Raw genomic sequence first — 268 nt, 5'->3', positions numbered from 1 at the left:
GGTTGATCGCGAGCAGCACGCCGGCTGCCGTCGCCACGCCCTTGTCGCCCTTGAAGCGGAAGAACACCGGATACAGGTGGCCCAGAAACACGGCGACGCACGCAATCGCCACCGACGTATCGTCGAGCCCGTAACGGGCGCCGAAATGCACGACGAACCACACCGGCAGCCAGCCTTTGAACGCGTCGCCGATCAACGTCAGGATCGCGGCCTTCTTGCTGCCGCTGCGCAATACATTCGTCGCACCGGGGTTGCCCGAGCCGTAGGA

The 268-nt window shown here is 64.9% G+C and carries 1 protein-coding gene; it reads right to left on the bottom strand.

Annotated features, from left to right (window positions below; translation table 11 throughout):
• A partial coding sequence (locus tag SB822_RS57615; protein ID WP_410859175.1) for a glycerol-3-phosphate acyltransferase occupies window positions 1-268 on the bottom strand: 268 nt, incomplete at both ends.

This window comes from Paraburkholderia sp. SIMBA_054, assembly GCF_046534875.1.
In the GTDB taxonomy this organism is placed as follows: domain Bacteria; phylum Pseudomonadota; class Gammaproteobacteria; order Burkholderiales; family Burkholderiaceae; genus Paraburkholderia; species Paraburkholderia hospita.
Note: the sequence above shows the minus strand (reverse complement) of the source record. Positions and strands in the feature narration are given on the sequence as shown.